This window comes from Streptomyces cylindrosporus (genome assembly GCF_022698165.1).
Classification (GTDB): domain Bacteria; phylum Actinomycetota; class Actinomycetes; order Streptomycetales; family Streptomycetaceae; genus Streptomyces; species Streptomyces cylindrosporus.
In genome coordinates this window covers 203,760-222,822 of the sequence record NZ_JALDAY010000016.1, presented here as the reverse complement: position 1 = coordinate 222,822, position 19,063 = coordinate 203,760, and the positions used below count along the sequence as shown (strand labels likewise).

The 19,063-nt window shown below is 73.8% G+C and carries 12 protein-coding genes; 3 read left to right on the top strand and 9 right to left on the bottom strand.

The window, feature by feature from the left end; all coding sequences use genetic code 11:
• Window positions 1-232: 232 nt before the first annotated feature.
• The 3 genes from eccE to MQP27_RS43100 all read left to right on the top strand — a co-directional run bounded on the left by eccE (window position 233) and on the right by MQP27_RS43100 (window position 6,245).
• A complete protein-coding gene (eccE, locus tag MQP27_RS43110) occupies window positions 233-1,555 on the top strand; it encodes a type VII secretion protein EccE (RefSeq protein WP_242775844.1) in 1,323 nt (440 codons plus the stop codon).
• Entirely contained in the window at window positions 1,555-2,397 is an 843-nt protein-coding gene (locus MQP27_RS43105) for a hypothetical protein (RefSeq protein WP_242775842.1), read from the top strand. Before eccE ends, MQP27_RS43105 begins: the two co-directional genes overlap by 1 nt.
• Window positions 2,398-2,684: 287 nt before the next feature.
• On the top strand, window positions 2,685-6,245 hold the full coding sequence (locus tag MQP27_RS43100; protein WP_242775840.1) for an SCO5717 family growth-regulating ATPase: 3,561 nt from the start codon (window positions 2,685-2,687) through the stop codon (window positions 6,243-6,245).
• A gap of 78 nt (window positions 6,246-6,323) precedes the next feature.
• Here the strand turns inward: MQP27_RS43100 and MQP27_RS43095 are convergent, their stop codons facing one another.
• The 9 genes from MQP27_RS43095 to rimP all read right to left on the bottom strand — a co-directional run bounded on the left by MQP27_RS43095 (window position 6,324) and on the right by rimP (window position 18,939).
• On the bottom strand, window positions 6,324-7,271 hold the full coding sequence (locus MQP27_RS43095) for a bifunctional riboflavin kinase/FAD synthetase (protein ID WP_242775839.1): 948 nt from the start codon (window positions 7,269-7,271) through the stop codon (window positions 6,324-6,326).
• A gap of 126 nt (window positions 7,272-7,397) precedes the next feature.
• Window positions 7,398-11,216, bottom strand: a complete 3,819-nt coding sequence (locus tag MQP27_RS43090) for a trypsin-like peptidase domain-containing protein (protein ID WP_242775986.1) — start codon at window positions 11,214-11,216, stop codon at window positions 7,398-7,400.
• A gap of 756 nt (window positions 11,217-11,972) precedes the next feature.
• Window positions 11,973-12,878 (bottom strand): tRNA pseudouridine(55) synthase TruB, encoded by a 906-nt coding sequence (gene truB, locus MQP27_RS43085; protein WP_242775837.1) that lies wholly within the window; start codon window positions 12,876-12,878, stop codon window positions 11,973-11,975.
• Window positions 12,875-13,327: a 30S ribosome-binding factor RbfA gene (gene rbfA, locus MQP27_RS43080; protein ID WP_242775835.1), complete on the bottom strand. Its 453-nt coding sequence runs from the start codon at window positions 13,325-13,327 to the stop codon at window positions 12,875-12,877. Before rbfA ends, truB begins: the two co-directional genes overlap by 4 nt.
• Before the next feature lie 32 nt (window positions 13,328-13,359).
• Complete coding sequence (locus MQP27_RS43075) at window positions 13,360-13,653, bottom strand: DUF503 domain-containing protein (protein ID WP_242775834.1); 294 nt, start codon at window positions 13,651-13,653, stop codon at window positions 13,360-13,362.
• 141 nt (window positions 13,654-13,794) lie between these two features.
• Window positions 13,795-16,920, bottom strand: a complete 3,126-nt coding sequence (gene infB, locus MQP27_RS51550; RefSeq protein WP_242775833.1) for a translation initiation factor IF-2 — start codon at window positions 16,918-16,920, stop codon at window positions 13,795-13,797.
• A gap of 145 nt (window positions 16,921-17,065) precedes the next feature.
• Entirely contained in the window at window positions 17,066-17,344 is a 279-nt protein-coding gene (locus MQP27_RS43065) for a YlxR family protein (protein WP_242775831.1), read from the bottom strand.
• Window positions 17,345-17,434: 90 nt separating this feature from the next.
• Window positions 17,435-18,430, bottom strand: coding sequence for a transcription termination factor NusA (gene nusA / locus MQP27_RS43060; protein ID WP_242775829.1), 996 nt, complete (start codon window positions 18,428-18,430; stop codon window positions 17,435-17,437).
• 2 nt (window positions 18,431-18,432) lie between these two features.
• Entirely contained in the window at window positions 18,433-18,939 is a 507-nt protein-coding gene (gene rimP, locus MQP27_RS43055) for a ribosome maturation factor RimP (protein ID WP_242775827.1), read from the bottom strand.
• Between the last annotated feature and the right edge of the window lie 124 nt (window positions 18,940-19,063).

The window sequence follows — 19,063 nt, the reverse complement described above, 5'->3', positions numbered from 1 at the left end:
TGTACGGCCGCCCCCGCATCTTCACAGAGCTTCTCCACAGCGCGCCTTCACCCGGCGCCGGTCCGTGAAAGGCTGGCCACCTGGGGTTTCGGTGTCCCCTGTGTCGCCTCACGATTCGCAGCGGGTACCGTGAGCCACTCGCATCGACGAGCCCGCTCGACGGGCATGTGCGAGCACTGACGACGTAGGCCCGGCGAACGGCCACTACTTCGCGAAAGGGATGTCCCGGGGGATGAGCAGCGCTACGAGCACTCGGCGCGGACGCCGCGCACCGCAGCAACAGGGAGGTCCGGGCGGCAGACGTACGCCGGCCGCTCCGGCCGCGTCCACCGCCGCGTCGCCGCGCACGCTCCCCCGCCCCGGCGGGCTGGGGCCGGTACGGCTGCAGCAGCTCGTCCTCGTGGAGCTCGCGGCCGCGGTCATGCTGGCCGCCTGGGCCGCCGACACCTCCTGGCTGCTGGCCCCGGCCGGCGGCGTCGCCGCGCTGCTGCTGCTCCTCGCGGTGCTGCGCCGCGGCCGCCGTCCGCTGCCCGAGTGGTACGAGACCACCCGCGCCCTGCGGCAGCGCCGCCGCGACGCCAAGCTGCCCGTGCCGCCGGGTACGGACGCGATGCTCGCCCCGGTCGTGGAGTGCGACCCGGCCCTGCGGACGTATGCCTTCGTCTCCCGGGACAACCGCTCGATCGGCATGATCGGCGACGGGACCTTCCTGACCGCCGTCCTCTTCGTGCAGCCTGCGGACGAGCCGCTGCGCCCCGCGGCCGCCGGACGCCAGCTGCCGCTGCGGCTGATCCAGGACGCCCTGGAGGTCGACGGGATCCGCCTCGCCTCCGCGCAGGTCGTCCAGCACACCCAGCCCGCACCTGCCCCGCACCTGCCCCAGCAGTCGCTCGCCGCGCGGTCGTACGGCCCCCTGCAGGCGCAGGTCGGCTCGCCCGCGCTGCGGCTGACCTGGGTCGCCCTCAAGCTCGACCCGGAGCTGTGCCCGGAGGCCGTGCAGGCGCGCGGCGACGGGGTCCCCGGCGCGCAGCGGGCGCTGCTGCGGGTGGCGGACCAGCTGACCAGCCGGCTGGCCGGCGCCGGGTTCAAGGCGACGATCCTGGACGAGACCGAGCTGGTCCAGGCACTGGCCACGTCCAGCTGCCTCAACCCGCGCGCCAACCAGCAGCACTCCGCACAGGACGGGCGCACCCAGCGCCGTACCGTCGAAGCGGTGAAGACCTGGCGGGTCGACGACCGGTGGCACACCACCTACTGGGTGTCCCGCTGGCCGCAGTTGGGCAGCGGCGGGGTCCAACTGCCCGAGCTGGTCACGCGGTTCACCTCGCTGCCGGTGCTCGCCACGACGTTCAGCATGACCCTGAGCAAGGCCGGCAACCGAGGCGTCTCGCTCACCGGGCACATCCGGGTCACCGCGCGCGGTGACAGTGAACTCGGCCAGGTGGGAAGGGAGTTGGAGCGGGCCGCGGGTGCCGCGAAGGTCGGCCTGGTCCGTCTCGACCGCGAACAGGTGCCCGGCGCCCTCGCCACTCTGCCGCTCGGAGGTACGTACTGATGTCGCATCCCGCTCCTCCCATGCCGCCGGGACAGCAGGGCCGTACCCCCGGACGCACGCCCGCGCACGTGGCCTCGCCCACCGACACCGGCATGATCCCGATCATCCGGCAGCCGGAGACCGCGCAGCAGCAACGGCGCATCTTCAGCCCGGGGTTCGGGTTGCGCGGCCCGCGCCGGGGCCGGCACGTCGTCACCGCCGACGAACTCGCGGCGATCAGCATGCCGATCGGCGACGACGGTGTGCTCATCGGCAATGACGCGGAGGGGCAGCCGGCCGTGCTCGGCCTGTCCCGCCCGACTCCCTTCGACGTCGTACTGGTCGGCGGTCTCTGGCTCGCCCAGGTGCTGGCGCTGCGCGCCGCCGCGACCGGCGCCCGCGTGGGCGTGGAGACCGGACGCCCGCAGGCCTGGCAGCAGTTGGCGCAGGCGGCGGGCGGCGGCCAGCAGTGCGTGACGGTGTACCCGGTGGGCCGCGTGCCCGCGCAGGGACCGTCGGTGTCGAGTCCGGTCGTCCTGATCCGCGACTGCGGCATCCGTCCGCCGCGCGGCCGTGTGACGTCCGTGCCGTGGCAGGCGGTCGTCACCGTGCTGCCGTTCGTCAGCGAGCACGCGCCGCGCTGGCTGTCGCAGGCCCATCTGGTCGGCATCCAGCGGATCTCGCCGCAGGAGACCGAGATCGTACGGGACACTCTGGGCATCCCGGGCGAACAGCTTCAGCATCTGCCGACCCTGCACGACGCGGTCGCCATGTGGTGCACCCGCAAGCACCAGAAGTTCGTCATGACGGAGTCCACGGACGCGGAGACGGGGCTGCTGGGCGTGGCCCGCCGGATGGACTGAACGGACCGGGACGGGTCGTCGTCCACGCGGACGGACCGGCCCCTCGGAGCAACCGGTGGAGCAACCGGTTTGCTCGTACGAGGGGTTGGGCGCCCTGGGCCGGGGCTTCGGCCCGGTGCCCGCGAGGCTTCGGCCTCGGTGGCTCCGGGGGCTTTTCCGTCCCGCCATGCGAGTGATTAGGCTTCTGGTGGTGCGGTGACGATCGCAGTCGCGTGGGACTCGCCACTCGGTCCGCCCGGCCGCGACGACGACCAGCTCAGCAGCAGTGGCTGACCAGGAGGCAAGCAGTGAACAGGGATCGGTCCGAGTACAACGGCGGTGCCGCCTCGGACGGGGACGATCACGAGGTGGATCTCACCGGCGAGTTCGAGATCGTCTACGAGCCGCCCGCCTGGTACGCCCAAAGCACACAGGGTGGCTCTTCGGGCGGGGGACAGCAGGACACCGGCCGCACGTCCCCACCACCTCCGACGGGCCCGCCCATCGGCTCACCCACGGGGCCCCCGGGCATCGCTCCCCAGGGTCCCGCGCGCACCACTCCCCCACCCGCGCAGGGCCAGGGCGCCGGCCAGGGCCCGAGTGGCTACGGCTTCCCCCAGCAGCAGCCCGGCCCCGGCGCACCGGCGGCCGCGCCGGGCAGCGGCTACGGCTACCCACAGCAGCCCGGCCCCGGCACGCCACCACAGGGCCAGGACACGCCCGCCGCTTTCGGCACGCCTCAGCCGAGCCAGGGCACGTCCGGCGGTTTCGGGGCGCCCCAGCAGCCGGGTCAGCCCGGTGGTTTCGGGGCGCCGGCACAGGCGGGCCAGCCCGGCGGCTTCGGGACGCCCCCGCAGGCGGGCCAGGACACCTCGGGCGGATTCGGAACTCCACCGCAGCCCGGGCAGGACCCTTCGGGCGGATACGGAACTCCCCCGCAATCGGGTCAGGACACCTCCGGCGGCTTCACCGCACCCCAGCAGCCGGGTCAACCGGGTCAAGACGCGCCCGGCGGTTTCGGCGTGCCCCCGCAGTCCACGCCCGCCGCCGCTCAGCAGCCGACGGCCGCCCAGCCGCCCGCGGCACCCGCGCAGTCGCCCGCCGCGCCCCAACAGCCCCCGGCTGCCCCGCCCGCCGCCGCGCCCGGCTTCCCCGTGCTGCGGCCGGTCGACGAGGACACCCAGGGCGGCGCGTCCGCCACGGCCACTCCGCCCGCCGGAGTCCCGTCAACCGGCGTCCCCTCGACCAACACCCCCGCAGCGGGCGTCCCGGCGCCGTCCACCCCGGCGGCAGGCGTGCCGACATCAGCCACCCCCGCCGCGGGCACCCCCGCAACGACCACCCCTGCGGCGGGCGTTCCAGCGACGTCCACCCCCACCGCAGGCACCCCCACATCCACCACCCCCGCCGCAGGCGCAGGCACCCCCGCGTCCGCCACCCCGGCAGCCGGCGTCCCCGCGGCCGACGCCCCTGAACACCCCGCCCCCGTCCCCGCCACCGCCCCCTCCCCGGAGCCCGAGCTGAACTACGCCGCGGCCGACGCCGAGGCGGCGCGGCTGTTCGGCGGTGCGGACGAGGACGAGCCGGAGGCGGACGGCACCGCCGAGGCGGAGTCGGCCGAGGTGGCCGCTTCCGACGCCGACGAGCCCGCCCAGCACGGCCAGTCCGACGCGGACGCGCCCGCGCAGACCGACCCCGAAGCAGCCCAGGCGACAGCTGCGGCGACGCCGGACGCGACCCGGGACGCAGCCGCCGCGCAGCCGCCCGCGGCCCCGGCCCAGCCCCCGGCCCCGCAAGCCCCGGCACCGCCCCAAGCCGCCACCCCCGGCCTCCCCCCGCTGCCGCAGGGCTTCACCCCCGCGCACCCCGCCGAGGGCGCCCCGCAGCAGCCCGGCCACCCGGACCAGCACGCGGCCGCCGCCGCGGGCCAGCCCCCAACACCCGGCTACGGCACGCCCACCCACCCCGGCCAGGCCACCCCCCAGCACCCCGGCCACCCGGACCAGGCCGCAGCAGCAACCGCAGCCCAGCCCGCCGCCGGTCAACCACAGCCCGCCGCCTACGGCTACCCCCAGCAGGCCCCCCAGGCAGACCCGCAAGCCGCCCCGGGCCAGCCGCACCCGACGACCGGCCAGCCGCAGCCCACCCCCGGTCAACCGCACGCCGCCCCGGGCCAGCCGCCCCAGCCCGCCGGCTACGGCTACCCGCAGCCCCCCGCCCAGCCACAACCCGGCCAGCCCGGCCACCCCGGCCAGCAGCCCCCGCCCCAGGGCGCCTTCGGCCCGGCCCAACCGCAGCCCGGTCACCCGGCGCAGCCCGGTCAGCCCGCGCCCGTCGACCCCCGCTTGGCCGGCCGGCCGGGACAACCCCAGCCGCCTCAGCCGCCCCAGCCCGAGGCCGGCGGTTACGGCTACCCCCCGCAGGCCCCCGGCCAGCCGCCGCAGCAGCCCGCGCAGCCGCAGCCCCACCCCGGTCAGCCGCCCGCCGCCGGATACGGCTACCCCTCGCAGCCGGGTCAGCCCGAGCAGCCAGGGCAGCAGCCCGGTTACGGCTACCCGCCCCCGCCGCAGCCCGGCTACGGCTACCCCCAGCCCGACCAGCAGCAGCCCGCCCCCTACGGGAACCAGGGCGGCCAGGGCTGGACCGCGCCCCCCGGCCCCCAGTCCGGTCCCGGTGCCCCCCAGCAGCAGCAAGCCGCCCCCGGCACGCCCCTCGGCTACAACGCCGCCGTCGAGCTGTCCTCCGACCGGCTGCTGCGCAACCAGCCCAAGGCCCGCAAGAACAACCAGGGCCCGTCCCGCTTCAAGCTCGGCGCCAAGAAGGAGCAGGCCGAGCGGGAGCGGAAGCTCGGGCTGATCCGCACGCCCGTGATGTCCTGCTACCGCATCGCCGTCATCAGCCTCAAGGGCGGCGTCGGCAAGACGACCACGACCATGTCGCTGGGCGCCACGCTCGCCACCGAGCGGCAGGACAAGATCCTGGCGATCGACGCCAACCCGGACGCCGGCACCCTCGGCCGCCGGGTGCGGCGCGAGACCGGTGCCACCATCCGTGACCTGGTCCAGGCGATCCCGCAGCTCAACAGCTACATGGACATCCGCCGCTTCACCTCGCAGGCTCCCTCGGGCCTGGAGATCATCGCCAACGACGTGGACCCGGCGGTCTCCACCACCTTCAACGACCAGGACTACCGCAGCGCGCTCGACGTGCTGGGCCGTCAGTACCCGATCATCCTCACGGACTCGGGCACCGGTCTGCTCTACAGCGCGATGCGCGGAGTGCTCGACCTGGCCGACCAGTTGATCATCATCTCCACCCCGTCGGTGGACGGCGCGAGCAGCGCCTCGACCACGCTCGACTGGCTGTCGGCGAACGGCTTCGCCGACCTCGTCCAGCGCTCGGTCACCGTGATCTCCGGTGTCCGCGAGACGGGCAAGATGATCAAGGTGGAGGACATCGTCGCGCACTTCGAGACCCGTTGCCGCGGTGTCGTCGTGATCCCCTTCGACGAGCATCTCGCGGCGGGCGCCGAGGTGGACCTCGACATGATGCGGCCGAAGACCCGTGAGGCGTACTTCGACCTGGCCGCCCTCATCGCCGAGGACATCGCGCGCACCCAGCAGGGCTTCGGCAACCCGAACATGCAGTACCAGCAGCAGCCGCAGCCGGGTTACCCGGCCCCGCCGCAGCAGCCCCAGCAGCCGTACGCCCAGCCCGGCGGCGCCCCGCAGCCGGGTCAGGGCTGGGGCCAGCCCCCGCAGCAGCCCGCTCCGGGCCAGGGCTGGCAGCAGCCACCGGCACCGCAGCAGGACCAGGGGCAGCAGCCGCCTCCGCCGGGTGCCGTACCTCCCGGGTGGACACAGCAGTAGCCTCAACAGCGAAGGGCGGCCGGTGCGTTGAAGCACCGGCCGCCCTTCGTCGTCGTAACAACACCAGAGCCGGAACGGCTACTCGGCGGCCGCGATCAGCTCCCGGCACCGCTTCACGTCCTCGGCCATCTGCTCCAGCAGGGCCTCGAGGGAGTCGAACTTGGCCTGGCCGCGGACGTAGGCGAGGAAGTCGACGGCGACGTGCAGGCCGTACAGGTCGAGTCCGACGCGGTCGATGGCGTACGCCTCCACCGTGCGCTCGGTGCCGTCGAACTGCGGGTTGGTGCCGACGGAGATCGCCGCCGGCATCGCCTCGCCCGCCGCGTGCAGCCAGCCGGCGTAGACGCCGTCGGCCGGGATGGCGGTGTGCGGGAGGGTCTCGACGTTCGCGGTCGGGAAGCCCAGCTCCCGTCCGCGCTGAGCACCCCGTACGACGACCCCCTCCACGCGGTGCGGGCGGCCGAGGATCTCCGCGGCCCCCTCGACGTCTCCCTCGGCGACCAGGCGCCGGGTGAGGGTGGAGGAGAAGGGCTCGCCGCCCCCGGCCTCACCGCGCACGTACAGGTCGACGACCTCGACCTCGAAGTCGTACGTCTTGCCCTGCTCGGCGAGGAACTCGACGTTGCCCGCGGCCTTGTGGCCGAAGCGGAAGTTCGGGCCCTCGACGACCGCCTTGGCGTGCAGCTTGTCGACCAGGACCTTGACGACGAACTCGGCGGGAGAGAGCTTCGAGAACTCCGTCGTGAACGGCAGGATCAGCAGCGCGTCCACGCCCAGCTCCGCCATCAGCTCGGCGCGCCGGTGGTGCGGGGCGAGGAGCGGCGGGTGGCTGCCCGGCCGCACGACCTCGCTGGGGTGCGGGTCGAACGTGACGACGACGGAGGGGACGCCCAGCTCACGGGCGCGGTCCACGGCATGCCGGATGATCAACTGGTGACCGCGGTGGACTCCGTCGTACGAGCCGATGGTGACGACGCTGCGCCCCCAGTCCTCGGGGATGTCCTCCAAGCCACGCCAGCGCTGCACTGTGACCGCTCCTCGAACCCGTGTCCGTGTGTACCGACTCTTACGCAGGTCTAAGGGTGCCATGCCGGACCCGTCCCGCCCGCATCGGCATGGGGGCTGTGACCCGACGCACGCGGCGACGAGGGCTCACGCGGGCACGCGTACGCCCGACAGGTTCTCGATCATCCGGCGGGTGCTGGGGCCGACCACGGCCGCCCAGGTCTGCGGGGCGTCGGTCAGCCAGCCCGCCATCCGGGCCGCGAAGCCGGGGACCCGGCGGCCCAGGTCGACCAGGCCGCGGTCGAAACGGGCCGCGCCGTCCGGGGTGCGGACCAGGAGCAGTCCGGTGCGGTGGACGAGGTCGCGGATCTCGTCGCCGGTGTGCAGGGCGGTGGCGTGCAGCAGGGCGTCCAGGACGGCCGGGGCGTGCTCGTGGGCCAGCAGGAACTCCAGGAGTTCACGGCGGAGCGGGCGGGAGGCGGGGGTGCCGGGGGCGGCGAGTACAGCGGCGAGCGCGGCCCGGACGTCCTCCGTGCCGCCGTCCAGCAGCCCGGTCACGAGCGGGAGGAGAACGGCCCGCGCCCCCGCCCCCTGGTCGAGCCGCCGGTCCACGTACGCGGCCACGTCGGCGGCCGTCTCCGGGCGTCGCTCGACGGCCTCCCGCACCAGCGCGGCGACCCGTCGGGCCAGCGGGGGCGTGGTGACGTCGGCGAGCGTGCGCAGCGCCGCGCCCGCGTCCGGGCCGCCGAGCCGTGCCCGGAAGGCCTCGAGGACCGGCTCGGGGTGGGTCGTGAGGGCGGCGACGAGGGCGCTCGGCGGGAAGTGCGGGTCACCGGCCGCGAAGTGCCGCAGCGCCTGCGGGAGATGGCGGGCCCGGGTCTGCGGGTCGCGGACGAGGAGGGCGAGCGCGCCGCCGTGCAGGGTGCAGTCGGCGGGGCGGGCGAGCAGGGCGAGGGCGACGTACCGGAGCAGCTCGCGGTCGGCGTCCGTACGCACGTGCGGGGCGGCCCGCAGGCCGTACGCCACCGCCGCCACCCGCCGGGCCGGCCGCTCGTCGTGCGCCCACCGGTCCACGGCCCGGCACACCGCCGAGGGCTCGTCCTCCGCCAGCACGGCCAGCAACTCGTCGGCCCGCCGGTGCGCACACTCCACCAGCGCCTCGGTGAGATCGTCCAGCGCGAGATGCCGATGCGTGTGCAACAGCGCCTGCGCGGCCTTGGCGACGGTCGCGTGCGGGGTCGCGGGGAGCGGACGGTCGTCGTCGAACCAGTGGGTGAGGAGCGGTTGTACGGCGGTGGGGTCGGCGGCGAGGAGACGGGAGACGGTGTCGAGGAAGCGGGGGGTCGGGGCGGTGGTGGTGGGCTCCGGGGGGCCGTCGGCGAGGAGGAGACGGCGGAGGAGGTCGAAGCGTGGGCCTTCCGGCAGGGGGAGTTCGGTCCAGAAGGCGGGATCGAAGGTGCCGGCCAGGGGGTTCGGACTCTGGCCGGAAACGGACCGTGAGGTGTCCCGTGCCCTCGCCACCAGCCAGTCCGCGAGCCGTTGCAGCACACGCAGATACGGCATGGCGTCCGGCACCCGCAGCAGCGTCCCGGCGAGGAGGTGGGCGGGCCACCAGGAGTGCGGGTCGGTCTCGAGGGCCTGCACCAACTCCTCCAGGCGGGCGGCGAGTCGGTCGGTGCCGTGTTCCCGGGCGAGGAGGAGCAGGGCCTGTACGACGGGGCCGATGCGGTGGCGCGGAACGGGGAGGGGGTGGCCGGTGTCGTCCGGGGCGCGGCGGCGGTGGACCAGGACGTGCAGGGCCTCGTCGAGGTCGAGGTGCATGCCCTGGATCCAGTCGGCGAGTTCCTCGTGGGCGAAGCGGTAGCCGTTGCCGGCGGGCACGAGGAGGCCCTCGGTGAGGACGGCGGACGCCCAGCCGGTGCCGCCGCCGAGCCCGGCCGGGGCCTGGCCCCAGGGGAAGACGGCCTCGAAGGACGCCCGGTCCAGCTCGCCCTGTCCGGGGCCGAGGCTGCGGCGGGCGGCCTCGTGCACCTGGCCGGAGACCTTCGCGGCGAGGCGGCGTACGGCGGTGCCGCGCAGGCCGTTCCCGGCGGCGAGGCGGACGGCGACGCGGAGGCACATCAGGTCGAGGTAGGCCGAGAAGACGTCGTCGCGGTCGAGGTGGGGGTGGGGATGGGGGGTGGTGTCGGGAAGGGCGGTGCGGACCTCGGAGAGGAGACGGAGGGTGAGGGGGTGGCGGGCGTCGGGATCACCGAGGGCCCCCTCCGGGACGCGGTACCGCGCACGGGCCTTGCGGGCCTCCTCCGGTTGCAGGTCACCGAGGTGCACACAGGGCTGCGGACCGCCGCCGGACGACGAGGTGGGCCTGTGCAGCAACTCCCCCGGAAACTCCGCCCCGGCCCCCTCCCAGTACTCCGCCCGGCACGCCACCACCAACCGCGCCCCGGTCTCCCGCAGCCAACTCGCCGTCCCCTCCGACCACTTGCCGAGCCGATGCGCCAACACGGGCGGCATCTCCTCGGGCCCGTCGAGCAGAAGAAGCAGAGCCCGCCCGGCAGCCTGGGCGACGCCGGCCACACGGGTCGGGCCGGTGTCGCCGAGGGGGGTGGGGTCGGGGTCGCCGGGGCGGGTCGGGTCGGTGCCGCCGGGGCGGGTGGGGTCGGTGCCGCCGAAGCAAGCACGGCCGGCGCCGGCGAGGCGAGCGGTGCCGGTGCAAGCACGGCCGGCTCCGTCGAAGCAAGCGGGGTCGGTGCCGCCGCAGCAAGCGCGGCCGGTGCCGCCAAAGCAAGCAGGGCCGGTGCCGTCGAAGCGAGTGAAGTCGGTGCCGTCCAGGTGGCCCGAGTCGGTCGCGTTGCCCGCTCCCGCTCCCGCCCCCATCCCCACCTCCGCTCCCGCGTCCACCTCCGCTCCCGCGTCCACCTCCGCTCCCGCGTCCGCCCCCGCTCCTGCGCCCGCGCCAGCTCCCGCTCCCGCTCCTGCGCCTGCGCCCGCGCCTGCTCCCGCCCCCAGCCCCGCCACAATGCGCGCGGCACGCGTCAGTGCGCGCTCCGCCGCGTCCGCGATCGACGTGTCGTCCTCGTGTAGATCGGCGCCGCGGAGCCACAGCGTGGGGGCCGGTTCGGGGGCGCGGTTGCGGCGGGCGGCGAGGGTCGCGAGTTCCGTCGTACGGCCGCTGCCGGGTGCGCCGACGAGGCCCAGGACCGCGGCCGACCCTTGCGTGAACGCCGCGAACTCCCTTGCCGGCGCCGCCCGTTCGACCGGCTCCACGCACGCGGGCGGCGTGGCGGCGGCCCGCCCGACGTATCCGGCCAGCGTCCCCGGCGGGCCGTCCTGCCCCACCGACGTGGCCGTCAGCTCCAGTACGCCGGCCAGGTTGAGGTCGGCCCCGTACGCCGGGACGGTCGCCGCGTTGCGGGCGAGCAGCTCGGCGAGCGGACCGTCCGGCGCGGGGCGCAGCGGCACGGCGAACCCGGTGTCGCGGTGCCCGGACTGCAGGGCGGTTCCGAGTACGGCGATGACCGCGCCCGTCTCCGCGTCGATCACCGGTCCCCCGGCCGCTCCCCCGCCCAGCCGCAGCGCGTCCTGGCCCGCGGTGCCGATCGCCAGCTCCAACGCCTCGTCCACGATCCGGAATCGGTCCGTGGCCGCGTAGGTCACCGACGTCGTACCCAGCACCCGCGCCTCGCGCCAGCACCCGGCGGCCAGCCGTACGTACGTCCCGGTCTCGACGCGCTCCCGGACGGTGACCGGCAGGGGATCGACCCCGAGCCCCTCGGTCCGTACGAGGGCCAGGTCCAGCTCCGGCAACGGGGTCACGGCATCGGCGGTGACCAGACAGCTCCGGTCCCCGGCGGCGTGCAGCACGAGCCTGGGCAGCCCGTCGACCGCCTCGTGACTGGTGACGACGGTGCCGTGGTGATCGGCGACGAACCCGGTGCCGCGGGGGCGGCCGGCGAGGTCGTGGATGCGGACGAGGGCGAGGGCGAGAGAGGCTTCGGGATCCCGACCGCCGGAAACCCGCGCATCGGCGACCCGCCCGCCAGAAGCACGCCCACCGGAGGCACGCCCGCCAGAACCCTGACCACGCCCGCCAGACGCCTGAGCCGACCCGTCAGAAGCACGTCCCCCAGAAGCCTGAGCACGCCCGCCGAAAGCTTGCCCGCCCGAAGCCCGTCCGCCCGAAGCCCGTCCGCCCGAGGCCTGCCCCTGCCCCTGCCCCTGCCCCTGCTCTGCGGATCCCCGCCCCCCAGAACCCAGCCCGCCGGAATCCCGCCCAGCCTCAGCCCGCCCCCCGGCCGCCGATTCCTCGCCGCCCCGCCCCGCGCGGTCCCGCCCCCGATGCGCCCCACCACGCCCGGCCTGCTCCCGCTGCGCACCACCGCGCCCGGCCTGCTCCCGAGACCCCCGCTCGGCGCCCCCCGTCGCCCGCCGGGACCGCTCTCGTCCCGTCATGGCCGAACCTCCCCGCCGTACACCTGTGCCCTGCTCTTCGACCGTAGGCGCGTGGTGATCAGTGGGACAGATCGCGTGGCGAACGCGCCCCCTTCCACTCCCTCGGTTCACTCCGAGCGCCTGCCCGGACGGGTGAACAGGCGGGGGTCGCTGGATACACCCTAGGGGTGGGGGGAACCGAGGGGGGACCGTGGAGCGGCGATGCAACCCCGTGATCGCCGCTCCACGGTCGGGCAGCCTCGGTGACCCCGGCCCCCGGACCGACCGGTGTCAGGCGAAGACGGCCAGGCTCTTGGCCTTGCCCTTCTCCGCCTCGACCAGCGCGAGAAGGCGGCCGTCGGGGTCGAAGACGGCCACCGGGCCGGCGCCAGCGTACTCGTCCGGCATGTCCAGACGTACGCCGTTGGTCAGCAGCCGGGCCCGCTTGGTGTCCACGTTCCAGCGCCGGAAGGCGGCCGTGGCGGCCTCGGCGATCGGCATGACCGTCAGCTCCTGCTGGAGCTGGTCGAGCGTCCTCGCCGCGTCCAGCTTGTAGGGGCCGACGCGGGTGCGCCGCAGTGCGGTGAGATGGCCGCCCACGCCCAGGTCGGCGCCCAGGTCGCGGGCGAGGGCCCGGATGTAGGTGCCGGAGGAGCAGACCACCGAGACGACCAGGTCGAGGACCGGGGTGCCGTCCTCGGCTACGGCGTCCCGGACGTCGTACACCGAGAAGGACGAGACGGTCACCGGCCTGGCCGGGATCTCGAACTCCTCGCCCTCGCGGGCCCGTTTGTAGGACCGGACGCCGTTGATCTTGATGGCGCTGACCTTGGACGGCACCTGCATGATCTCGCCGGTGAGCTTGGCGATCCCGGCGTCGACGGCCTCCCGGGTGACCTTCGAGGCGTCGGCCGACCCCGTGATCTCGCCCTCGGCGTCGTCGGTCAGGGTCGTCTGGCCCAGGCGGATCGTGCCCAGGTACTCCTTCTCGGTCAGCGCGAGGTGCCCGAGGAGCTTGGTCGCGCGCTCGACACCCAGGACGAGCACGCCGGTCGCCATCGGGTCGAGGGTGCCGGCGTGGCCGACGCGCCGCGTCCTCGCGATGCCGCGCATCTTCGCGACCACGTCGTGCGAAGTGAAGCCCGACGGCTTGTCGACGATGACAAGCCCGTCGGGCGTCCGGTTCTGCTGGGTCATTCGGCGGTGTCGTCCGTCTCGTCCTCGTCGCCCGGCTTCTTGTACGGGTCGGCGTCGCCCGCGTAGGTGGCGCCGGCCGAGACCTCACGCACCTTCTCGTCGGACAGGCGCGCCTTGTCGAGGAGGTCCTCGATGGTACGGGCGGTGTCCGGCAGGGCGTCGGCCACGAAGGTGAGCGTCGGCGTGAACTTCACGCCCGCAGCCGCGCCGACCGCGGAGCGGAGCACGCCCTTGGCGCTCTCCAGGCCGGCCGCCGCGGCCGCCCGCTCCTCGTCGTCCCCGTACACCGTGTAGAAGACGGTCGCCTCCCTCAGGTCCCCGGTGACCCGGGTGTCCGTGATGGTGACGTGCGAGCCGAGCCGCGGGTCCTTGATCCCACGCTGCAGCTTCTGGGCCACCACCTCTCGGATGAGGTCCGCCAGCCTCTTGGCACGCGCGTTGTCGGCCACTGGTCCGTCTCCTTAAGTGCTTACTTCTTGCTTCAGTCTTCGTCGCTGTGGAGCCTGCGTCGAACCGAGAGCAGTTCCACCTCGGGCCGCCCGGCGACCAGCCGCTCGCAGCGGTCCAGTACGTCGGAGAGGTGTCCCGTGTCCCCGGAGACCATCGCGAGCCCGATCTCGGCCCTGCGATGGAGGTTCTGGCTGCCCGTCTCCGCCACGCTCACCGCGTACTTGCGCTGGAGCTCGGCCACGATCGGACGGACGAGAGAGCGTTTCTCCTTCAGCGAGTGGACGTCGCCGAGGAGCAGGTCGAAGGACAGAGTCCCCACATACATGTGTGTCCGGATGTCCCGCCGGTTCGGGGTACGGGCGCCGCGTCGACGCCGATACGGGAACCGTACACGCAACGGCCGGGGCCGATCGACGGAAATTCCGTGAGGAACTTCCCCGCCGACCGGCCCCGATCGCGTGCTGGATCAGACGCGCGGCTTCTCGCGCATCTCGTACGTCGCGATGACGTCGTCGACCTTGATGTCGTTGAAGTTGCCGAGGTTGATACCGCCCTCGAACCCTTCGCGGATCTCGGTGACGTCGTCCTTGAAGCGACGCAGACCCTCGATGTTGAGGTTCTCCGCGACCACCTTGCCGTCGCGGATGAGGCGCGCCTTGGTGTTGCGCTTGACCTCGCCGGAGCGGATGAGAACACCCGCGATGTTGCCCAGCTTGGACGACTTGAAGACCTCGCGGATCTCCGCCGTACCGAGCTCGACCTCCTCGAACTCCGGCTTGAGCATGCCCTTGAGGGCCGCCTCGATCTCCTCGATCGCCTGGTAGATGACCGAGTAGTAGCGGACGTCCACGCCCTCGCGCTCGGCCATCTGCGCCGCGCGGCCTGCCGCACGGACGTTGAAGCCGATCACGATGGCGTCCGAGCCCATCGCCAGGTCGATGTCCGACTCCGTGACCGCACCGACGCCGCGGTGCAGGACGCGGATGTCGACCTCTTCGCCGACGTCCAGCTGGAGCAGGGAGGATTCCAGGGCCTCGACCGATCCGGACGCGTCGCCCTTGATGATCAGGTTCAGCTGCTGGACCTCGCCGGCCTTCAGCACCTTGTCCAGGTCCTCCAGCGACACGCGGCGCGTGCGCTTGGCGAACGCGGCGTTGCGCTCGCGGGCGGCGCGCTTCTCGGCGATCTGACGGGCCGTACGGTCCTCGTCCACCACCAGGAAGTTGTCGCCCGCACCCGGGACGTTGGTCAGGCCCAGGACCTGGACCGGCGTCGAGGGCCCGGCCTCGGTGACGTTGTTGCCGTTGTCGTCGAGCATGGCGCGGACGCGACCGTAGGCGTCGCCCACGACCATCGTGTCGCCGACCCGCAGGGTGCCTCGCTGGACGAGGACCGTGGAGACGGCACCGCGGCCGCGGTCGAGCCGGGACTCGATGGAGATGCCCTGCGCGTCCTGGTTCGGGTTGGCCCGCAGGTCGAGCGAGGCGTCCGCGGTGAGGACCACGGCCTCCAGCAGGGAGTCGATGTGCAGCCCCTGCTTGGCGGAGATGTCGACGAACATGGTGTCGCCGCCGTACTCCTCGGCCACCAGGCCGTACTCGGTCAGCTGACCGCGCACCTTGGTCGGGTCGGCGCCCTCGACGTCGATCTTGTTGACCGCGACGACGATCGGGACGTCGGCCGCCTTGGCGTGGTTGAGCGCCTCGACCGTCTGCGGCATGACGCCGTCGTTGGCCGCGACGACCAGGATCGCGATGTCGGTCGACTTCGCACCACGGGCACGCATGGCGGTGAACGCCTCGTGACCCGGGGTGTCGATGAAGGTGATCTTGCGCTCTTCGTCGTTGACCTCGGTCGCGACCTGGTAGGCACCGATGTGCTGGGTGATGCCGCCGGCCTCGCCCGCGATGACGTTCGTCTTGCGGATGGCGTCGAGCAGTCGGGTCTTACCGTGGTCGACGTGACCCATGACGGTCACGACCGGCGGACGGACGACCAGGTCCTCCTCGCCGCCCTCGTCCTCGCCGAACTCGATGTCGAAGGACTCGAGCAGCTCACGGTCCTCCTCCTCGGGGCTGACGATCTGAACCGTGTAGTTCATCTCGTCGGCGAGGAGCTGCAGCGTCTCGTCGGAGACGGACTGCGTGGCCGTGACCATCTCGCCGAGGTTCATCATGACCGCGACGAGCGACGCCGGGTTGGCGTTGATCTTCTCCGCGAAGTCGGTGAGCGACGCGCCACGGGAGAGACGGATGCTCTCGCCGTTGCCGCGCGGCAGCATCACGCCGCCGACGCTCGGGGCCTGCATGGCCTCGTACTCCTGGCGCCTCTGCCGCTTCGACTTGCGGCCGCGGCGCGCGGGACCGCCGGGACGGCCGAAGGCGCCCTGCGTGCCACCACGACCGCCCGGACCACCGGGACGACCGCCGAAGCCGGGACGGCCACCGCCGCCGGCACCCGCACCGGGACCACCGGGACGGCCGGCGAAACCGCCGCCACCGCCACCGGGACCGCCGGGACGGCCGGCGAAGCCGCCACCGCCGCCGCCACCCGGACGACCGGCGAAGCCGCCACCGCCCGGACGACCGCCGCCGCCACCGCCGGGACGACCGCCGCCACCGGGACCACGGCCGCCGGGACCGCCGCCACCGGGGCGGGGGCCGGCAGCGGGACGCTGCGGCATCATGCCGGGGTTCGGACGCGGGCCGCCGGGGCCGCCGCCACCGGGACGCGGACCGCCCTGCGGACGGGGCATACCGCCCGGGGTGGGACGCGCGCCGCCCGGAGCCTGCGGGCGGGGACCGCCGGCAGCACCCTGGGGACGGGGACCGCCCTGGCCCTGCGGCCGCGGAGCACCGCCGGGACGCTCACCCGGGGCACCCGGGCCGCCGGGACGCGGGGCGCCGCCCGGACGGGGCGCCTGCGGGCGCGCCATGCCGGTGGAGCCGCCGGAGGTGAAGGGGTTGTTGCCCGGACGGGGACCGGCCGGACGGGCGCCGGGACGCGGCGCCTGGCCGCCCGGACGCGCGGTGCCGGGACGGTCACCGCGGTCGCCGCGGCCCTGGCCGCCCTGACCGGGACCGCCCGGACGCGGGGCGCCGGGACGCGGGGCCTGGCCGGCCGGGCGCGGGGCACCCGGACGCGGGCCGGAGCCCTGACCCTGGGCCGGAGCGGCGGGAGCCGCCGGAGGCGCGGTGAACTCGGGCGTGGTCGGAGCCGGGGACGCCGGGGCGGGCCGCGGCGCGGGCTTCGGGCCCGGGGTGGGACGGGGGCCGGGAGCGGCCGGCGCGGCGGGTGCCGCGGGCCTCTCGGCGGCGGCCGGCTTGGGGGCCGGCGGGCGCGGGGCGGCCGGACGGGCGGCCTGCGCGGGAGAGGGGGCTGCCGGACGTGCCGGGGCAGCCTTGCGTGCGGGGGCGGGCTTGCCGCCTCCGTTGCCCTGCTGGAGGGCGTCCGTCAGCTTACGGACGACGGGCGCTTCGATGGTCGAAGACGCCGAACGGACGAATTCACCGAGTTCCTGGAGCTTGGCCATGACGACCTTGCTCTCAACCCCGAACTCCTTGGCGAGTTCGTATACCCGGACCTTAGCCACTTCGCTCCTTTTAGGTCCGGGTGCGTCCGGACCGTCGCTACTTCATGGGCGTACTCATCGCGTGCTCATCGAGTGCTCATCGCAATCTCGACCTACTTCCAACTCGCGGGGTACCAGGCCGTACGGAGGTTCCGCACGACACGTCTTACGGTGTTGCCTGCTCGACGTAGAGGCGCAACGCCTCGGTGTCGAGCGGTCCCGGGACGCGCAGCGCCCGCGGGACCGCCCGGCGACGGACCGCCAGGTCGAGACAGACCAGGGTGGGGTGCACATAGGCACCCCGGCCAGGCAGCGTACCGCGATGATCGGGGACGCACTGTTCCCCGATCGCCACGATCCGCAGCAGATCCTTCTGGGCCGCTCGCTCCCGGCACCCCACACAGGTGCGCTCAGGGCATGCGCGGGCTCGCGTCCGGCCAGACACTCTTAAGTCTACCTCCCCGCACCGACCTCATCCCTTTGGGGCAAAAGTCGAACGGTTGTTGTCGTGATCTAAGCCAGCAGCGGCTCAGATCTATTCCTCGGGCTGCTCGGTCTGCTCGGTGTCCGGCCGGATGTCGATCCGCCAGCCGGTCAGCCGGGCCGCCAGGCGGGCGTTCTGGCCCTCCTTGCCGATCGCCAGCGACAGCTGGTAGTCCGGCACCGTCACGCGCGCGGAACGGGCGGCCAGGTCCACGACCTCGACCTTGGAGACGCGGGCCGGGGAGAGCGCGTTCGCGACCATCTCGGCCGGGTCGTCCGACCAGTCGACGATGTCGATCTTCTCGCCGTTCAGCTCGCCCATGACGTTGCGCACCCGGCCGCCCATGGGGCCGATGCAGGCTCCCTTGGCGTTCAGGCCGCTGCGGGTGGACCGCACGGCGATCTTCGTCCGGTGGCCGGCCTCGCGCGCGATGGCGGCGATCTCCACCGAACCGTCGGCGATCTCCGGCACCTCCAGGGCGAAGAGCTTCTTCACCAGGGCGGGGTGCGTGCGCGACAGGGTGACGGACGGGCCGCGCACACCCTTCGCCACCCGGACGACGTACGACCGCAGCCGCATCCCGTGCGGGTACGTCTCGCCCGGCACCTGCTCCTGCACCGGCAGGATGGCCTCCAGCTTGCCGATGTCCACGAGCACGTTCTTCGGGTCGCGGCCCTGCTGCACGACTCCGGTGACGATGTCGCCCTCGCGGCCGGCGTACTCGCCGAGCGTCGCGTCGTCCTCGGCGTCGCGCAGCCGCTGCAGGATGACCTGCTTGGCGGTGGTGGCGGCGATACGGCCGAAGTCGGACGGGGTGTCGTCGAACTCGCGGGGCTCCTGGCCCTCTTCGAGGTCCTCGGGGTCTTCCTTCGCCCACACGACGACGTGCCCGGTCTCCCGGTCGAGCTTCACGCGCGCGTGGCGGTGGCTTCCCTCGGTGCGGTGGTAGGCGATGAGGAGGGCCGACTCGATCGCCTCGACCAACAGGTCGAAGGAGATCTCCTTCTCCCGTACCAAGCCCCGCAGGGCACTCATGTCGATGTCCACGGCTACGCCTCCTCTTCCATCTCGTTCTTGCTGTCCTTGCGGTTGAACTCGACCTGCACGCGCGCCTTGTCGATGTCGGAGAAGGCGAGTCTGCGAGCGGTGGCCTTACGTCCCTTCACGCCGGGCACCTCGAGGTCGAGACCCTCGTCGTCGACCTTCAGGATCCGCGCCACCAGTTCCCCGCCCTCGGCCAGCTGGAACCTCACCAGCCGGTCCACGGCGCGCACATAGTGCCGGTGTTCCTTGAGGGGGCGCTCCGCGCCCGGGGTGCCGACCTCGAGGGTGTACTCCCCCTCGCCCATCGCGTCGGTCTCGTCGAGCTTCGCCGAGAGCGCGCGGCTCACATCGGCGATCTGGTCCAGGTCGGCACCGGTGTCGGAGTCGACGACCACCCGCAGCACCCGCTTGCGTCCGACGGAGTCCACTGCGATCTCTTCGAGATCCAGGCCCTGGGAGCTGACGAGCGGTTCCAGGAGCTCTCGCAGCCTCTCGCTCTGGGTGGTGCTCATCCGGGTGACTCCTCGGCCGCGTGTGCTGTTGTGGGATGGTCGCGTGTCTGGTCAAAGGGTATCCGGTCGCAGACGGTGTTGCCGTCCACCTGTGGACGGGCGGGTGCCGATGAGCGACGCCGGG